This is a genomic window from Thiocapsa sp. C2-2m, from assembly GCF_041903745.1.
GTDB lineage: Bacteria > Pseudomonadota > Gammaproteobacteria > Chromatiales > Chromatiaceae > Thiocapsa > Thiocapsa roseilacustris.
Window position 1 is genome coordinate 1 of record NZ_JBBWVD010000092.1, and the last position, 5,068, is coordinate 5,068.

The 5,068-nt window shown below is 63.8% G+C and carries 5 protein-coding genes and 1 pseudogene; all 6 read right to left on the reverse strand.

Translation table 11 applies throughout. The features are described 5' to 3' along the window. Positions 1–337 precede the first annotated feature (337 nt). Positions 338–553 carry a hypothetical protein gene (locus AADX97_RS28600; protein ID WP_374237476.1) on the reverse strand — a complete coding sequence of 72 codons (216 nt, stop codon included), beginning with the start codon at positions 551–553 and terminating at the stop codon, positions 338–340. Between the two features lie 101 nt (positions 554–654). Further along, the gene (locus AADX97_RS28605) at positions 655–1,065 is read right to left on the reverse strand and encodes a type II toxin-antitoxin system VapC family toxin (protein ID WP_374237477.1); all 411 of its coding nucleotides are present in this window, start codon (positions 1,063–1,065) and stop codon (positions 655–657) included. Further along, positions 1,065–1,322 (reverse strand): hypothetical protein, encoded by a 258-nt coding sequence (locus AADX97_RS28610; RefSeq protein WP_374237479.1) that lies wholly within the window; start codon positions 1,320–1,322, stop codon positions 1,065–1,067. Before AADX97_RS28610 ends, AADX97_RS28605 begins: the two co-directional genes overlap by 1 nt. Before the next feature lie 190 nt (positions 1,323–1,512). Beyond that, positions 1,513–2,215: pseudogene (locus tag AADX97_RS28615) on the reverse strand (nucleotide sugar dehydrogenase); the annotation flags it as partial. A gap of 190 nt (positions 2,216–2,405) precedes the next feature. Further along, the gene (locus AADX97_RS28620; protein WP_374237480.1) at positions 2,406–3,461 is read right to left on the reverse strand and encodes an Rpn family recombination-promoting nuclease/putative transposase; all 1,056 of its coding nucleotides are present in this window, start codon (positions 3,459–3,461) and stop codon (positions 2,406–2,408) included. Between the two features lie 207 nt (positions 3,462–3,668). Beyond that, positions 3,669–5,068, reverse strand: a 1,400-nt coding sequence (locus tag AADX97_RS28625; protein ID WP_374238701.1) for a nucleotide sugar dehydrogenase, incomplete at its 5' end; no start/stop codon positions are given.

The following is a 5,068-nucleotide window of genomic DNA, read 5'->3' on the forward strand; positions in this document are numbered from 1 at the left end:
GCCGTAGGCCGGGGTGAGGAACGAACCCCGGCATCCGCGGATTTGCAACCGGTTGAAATGCCGGGGTTCGCAAGCTCACCCCGGCCTACGCCATGCTGTCTTTCGGCCCATCGCAGGAATATTTGCACAGTCTCGGAGCGTGGGAGCGAGTTACACAACCGCGGCACGGGCGTCTCGGGGCGACTCAAGTCGCCCCTTTGGGGTTGGATCCGACTTCAGCGGCGAGCTGCTGACGGTGTTCGATGTTGTCAGGCATCGCCCGCACCCGGTCGTGCGCTTGGTCGCCCCCAACTCGCTCCCACGCTGCTGCTGGCCGGGTGGGTGCCGGCGGTAACCGTCAGGCGCTCGGCTTCGTGTCGAGCTCAGCCCTCAGTTGATTCGCGCGGGCTGCGATTTGCTCGATGCTCAAATCGGGCAGGCCTTCTCGGCGCCACGTCGTGTCATCGAACCTTTCTCGGTTAATGGAGACCACAAATCGCTCGGCTTCGACCAAACCGAGCGCGTCAATGAGAGCTCGCATGCCCCGCAGGCGGATTTCAGTTTCCGTTGTCATACCAGCGCTCCAACATGGCGAGAGCCTCTCCGATTTGAAGCCCGAGTAGGATTTCTGGGGGGCATTCGACTTCGATTTTGGTTTCCATGTTTGGGGAAGTTTTAAGTTTTAAGGTTTGGGGTTTGGATGTTTATTGGGATGTTGGTGGTGGCTTGGTTTAGGCGGTCGTCGTTGGTCCAGAGCTCGGTGCAGGCGTGGCGTGTTGCGGTTGCTAGATGGATGGCGTCGGGGGTTTTTAGGCGATGGTTGGCTCGTAGGTGTGTTGCCATCTCGAATTCGGGGTCGCCGATGGAGAGCCATTGTTGCTCGGCGATAAAATCTCTGTAGTCGCTTGCCAGTGCGTCGTTTCCCTCGGCAAGGGGTTTCACGAGCGCTTCCAGTTGTACCAAAGGAGAGACGCAGAGGATGACGTCGGGATTGTCCGCGAGGAGGGCTCGCATTGGGTCGGTGAAACCTGGTACGTCCTCGATGAGGTAGATCAGGCAACAGGTATCGAGATAAACGCGGCGCATCAGCGGTCGCTGTCCCAATCCGTTCGCAAGGCGGCAAGTCGCTTGTGGACCTCCGCCGGATCGCTGCGTGGCCGTTTGGCGTAGCGCGGAGTGGCGAGAAGTGCCAATGCCCGGGCGGCAGTGCCGCTGGGTGCGGGCGATGCCGGTGGCGGCTCGTCGGACAAGACCAATACGGCACGCATCGGATGACCGAGCGGGATCGGCTCCAGTGGGCGCAGATGGCCGGCGGCGTCGATTTCTACTTGGATGGTTTTCATTTTTTTAAGTTTTAGGTTTTAGGTTTTAGGTGTTGGGTTTGACGGTTCGGGCGGTCGGTGCTTGCTGATGATTGTTGGTTATTCGGGGCTTTTGGTTTTTGTTGGCGATGTCGGAACATCGCCTTGCTGTGTTTGAACGTTGATGTTGTAGGGTGCGGATCGAACCGAGGTTCTGTTCACACTCCGGATCTTAGAGACGGGCGTCGACCGTTTCCGCCAGTAGGACGGATTTCACGTCTAGAGGATCGCCTTGGGTTTTGCCCAGCGGCGGATCCCGTTGGCGCCCGTCTCGAGGAAGTCGCGGTGGGCGACGGCGAGGATAACGGCGTCGTAGGTCCCTTCGGCCGGGGCTCGGCGAGACAGTCGAGGCCGTATTCGTGCTTGGCCTCGGCGCGGTCGATCCAGGGGTCGTAGCAGTCGACCGCGATGGTGTATTCGCGCAGGGCCTGGATGATGTCGATCACGCGGGTGTTGCGCAGGTCCGGGCAGTTCTCCTTGAAGGCGAGACCGAGCACCAGGATGCGGCTGCTGCACACGCCGATGCCGTTTTGGAGCATGAGTTTGACGACGGTTTCGGCGACATGGGCGCCCATGCGGTCGTTGATGCGTCGACCGGCGAGGATGACCTCGGGGTGGTAGCCGATGGCGACGGCCTTGTGGGTCAGGTAATAGGGGTCCACACCGATGCAGTGTCCGCCGACCAGGCCGGGGCGGAAGGGGAGGAAGTTCCACTTGCTCCCGGCGGCTTCCAGCACCTCGAGGGTGTCGATGCCGAGTTTGTCGAAAATGAGGGCCAGCTCGTTCATGAGGGCGATGTTGAGATCGCGCTGGGTGTTCTCGATGACCTTGGCGGCTTCGGCGACGCGGATGCTGCTGGCCGGGTGGGTGCCGGCGGTGGCCGTCAGGAGCTTCGCTTCGAGTCCAGCTCAGCCGACATTTGGTTCGCGCGGGCTGCGTTTTCTTGAGTAGCCGGTCGTCTGTCGTGACGAACAGGTCCGCACCGCCCGCCATCGCAGAGGCGACATGCAGGGCATCGTATCGGCCAAGCTCGCGTGATGACGGCTCATGGGCACGAAAGACAAATCAGTGTTCCTCGCCGACACTCATGTGCCGTACCGCCCGCAACCAATCGTCCCCGTCGGGACTGATGAGCAGTTGGTCGCCGAGGTCTTCCAACCTCCGAAGGTCGGCGATGCTCGCCAGCAACGGCTCGGTTTGTTCGGCGATCGTCAATCCAAAACGACGGCGTACCAGACGGACCAGGATGTGGCGGGTCGCCTCGCGACCTTGCTCCAAGCCTTGCTCCAAGCCTTGTTCCAGGCCCTGTTCCAAGCCTTCTCGTTTCCACTGATCGGTCCAGGTTTCCAGATTCTCGGCCAGCATGTGATAAACCTCGCTGAGATCGCCAAGGGGTGGCAGTGGCACGCCGGGCAGCCGCTTGGGCAGGAAGACGCGACCGAACCAGACCGCGAAGGCGCGGCGCAGGCCGGTCTGTTCCGGCGCCTTGAGCCAGTCGAGCAAGGCGCGCACGATGCCCATCGCTTCGCCCGCGCCGCGGCTGGCCTCGAGCCGAAACAGTGCAGCGCAGAGGTTGCGCTCGGGCAGGGGGCCGGCCTTGGCGAGTCGCTGCTCGTCGAGCAACAGGTAAGCCTGTCGCGGGCGATAGCGCTCGAGCAGCGACGGCGCCGGCTCGATGAGCGGCTCCAGCGTCTCGGCAGCGCGCCAGGGCGTGACACCATTGTAGAGCACTACGGGCAGGACGGGCGGCAGACGCCCCGCGGCACTTAGGGTCTCGGCGCGTATGAGATCTTGGTACAGCAGCCCGAGGTAGGTCTGGATGCGCACCGCCATCCAGGGATCGACGGTGGATTGGAATTCCAGCAGCAGGTAGACGTAGAGCCAGTCGGGGCCCCAGCGCAGGCGCCAGACGATGTCGTCGGCGCGGTCGCGTAGGTCGTCGGTCACATAGCTTCCGCTGCAGCGCTCCAGGGTCCCCAGGTCGAGCGCTTGCACCCAGGCGCCGGGCACGAAGCCGCGCAACAGGTCGCGCACCATGGCTGCGTGGCTATAGAGCAGTTTGTAGCCGCTGTCGTGGGTGGGATCTCTCCGGTGTAACTTCGATTTATTCTGCGCGTTCATGCGGTTGAATGGTTTCCCGGTTCCCTGTGCATCACGATGGGCCCTTTCCAAATTCGACCGGGATCGTGGAGTGAGCTCGAGCCGGCCTCGTTCGTTTTGTCTAGCCTAAGCGTGTTCGGCGCGGTTCCCGGGATCGCGGAGTTGAGCTCGACCCCGCCGGCCGTCAGGGCAGCGGCGCGCACGGACAGGCGAGAGTGTCTCGGTTCGTTACAGACGACCGTCGACGGCCTGCACCGGCAGAACGGACTTCACGTCGTAGAGGATCGACTTGGGCTTGGTCCAACGGCGGAGCCCGGTCGCGCCCGTCGCGACGAAGTCGCGATGGGCGACGGCGAGGATGACGGCGTCGTAGGTGCCGTCGGCCGGGGGCTCGGCGAGGCAGTCGAGGCCGTAGTCGTGCTTGGCCTCGGCGCGGTCGATCCAGGGGTCGTAGCAGTCCACGGCGATGTTGTACTCGCGCAGGGCCAGGATGATGTCGATGACGCGGGTGTTGCGCACGTCCGGGCAGTTTTCCTTGAAGGCGAAGCCGAGGACGAGGATGCGGCTGTTGCACACGCCGATGCCGTTTTGGAGCATGAGCTTGACCACGGTCTCGGCGACATGCGCACCCATGCGGTCGTTGATGCGTCGCCCGGCGAGGATGACCTCGGGGTGGTAGCCGATGGCGACGGCTTTGTGGGTCAGGTAGTAGGGGTCGACACCGATGCAGTGGCCGCCGACCAGGCCGGGGCGGAAGGGGAGGAAGTTCCATTTGCTCCCGGCGGCTTCGAGCACCTCCAGGGTGTCGATGCCGAGCTTGTCGAAGATCAGGGCAAGCTCGTTCATGAGCGCGATGTTGAGATCGCGCTGGGTGTTCTCGATGACCTTGGCCGCCTCGGCGACGCGGATGCTGCTGGCCGGGTGGGTGCCGGCGGTGATGATCGCGTTGTAGAGGGCATCGACGATGGCGGCGATCGCGAGGGTGGAGCCGCTGGTGACCTTTTTGATGGTGGTCAGGCGGTGGTCTTTGTCGCCGGGGTTGATGCGCTCGGGGGAGTAGCCGCAGTAGAAGCCGTTGCTTTCGGGTGGGGGTGGCGGCTCGTCCGTGGTCTCGGCGGTGGGTTGTCGGATTACGCTGTCGCTCATCCGACCTACGCATGCGCCTTCGCCTTCGCCAGCGCCGGATGCTCGGCGGTCGGGATTCGGGGGCGCCGCGGGTGCCGTGGTGCGGCGGTCGGTATGGATGTAGGTCAGACCGGAGGCGCGGGCGAGCACGGGGACGCAGTCTTCCTCGGTGCAGCCGGGGTAGACGGTGGATTCGTAGATCACCAGGTCGCCGGGTTTGAGAACCTTGCCGACGGTCTCGGAGGCATTGAGCAGGGGCGTCAGATCGGGCCGCTTGTAGTCGTCGACCGGGGTGGGCACGGTGACGATGAAGATGCGGCAGGGGCGCAGGGCGTCGAGGTCGCCGGTGCAGGTCAGGTGGCGGGCGGCGGCGAGATCCTCCGGGCTGGTCTCGCGGGTGCTGTCGCGACCGGCTTTGAGCTCGGCGATGCGGGCTTGGTTGATGTCGAAGCCGACCACGGGGCGGTGTTTGGCGAACTCCACGGCCAGCGGCAGACCGACGT

Coding starts and splice junctions, on each gene's coding strand:
- AADX97_RS28600 (WP_374237476.1), bottom strand. CDS start 553: ATGACAACGGAAACTGAAATCCGCCTGCGGGGCATGCGAGCTCTCATT.
- AADX97_RS28605 (WP_374237477.1), bottom strand. CDS start 1,065: ATGCGCCGCGTTTATCTCGATACCTGTTGCCTGATCTACCTCATCGAG.
- AADX97_RS28610 (WP_374237479.1), bottom strand. CDS start 1,322: ATGAAAACCATCCAAGTAGAAATCGACGCCGCCGGCCATCTGCGCCCA.
- AADX97_RS28620 (WP_374237480.1), bottom strand. CDS start 3,461: ATGAACGCGCAGAATAAATCGAAGTTACACCGGAGAGATCCCACCCAC.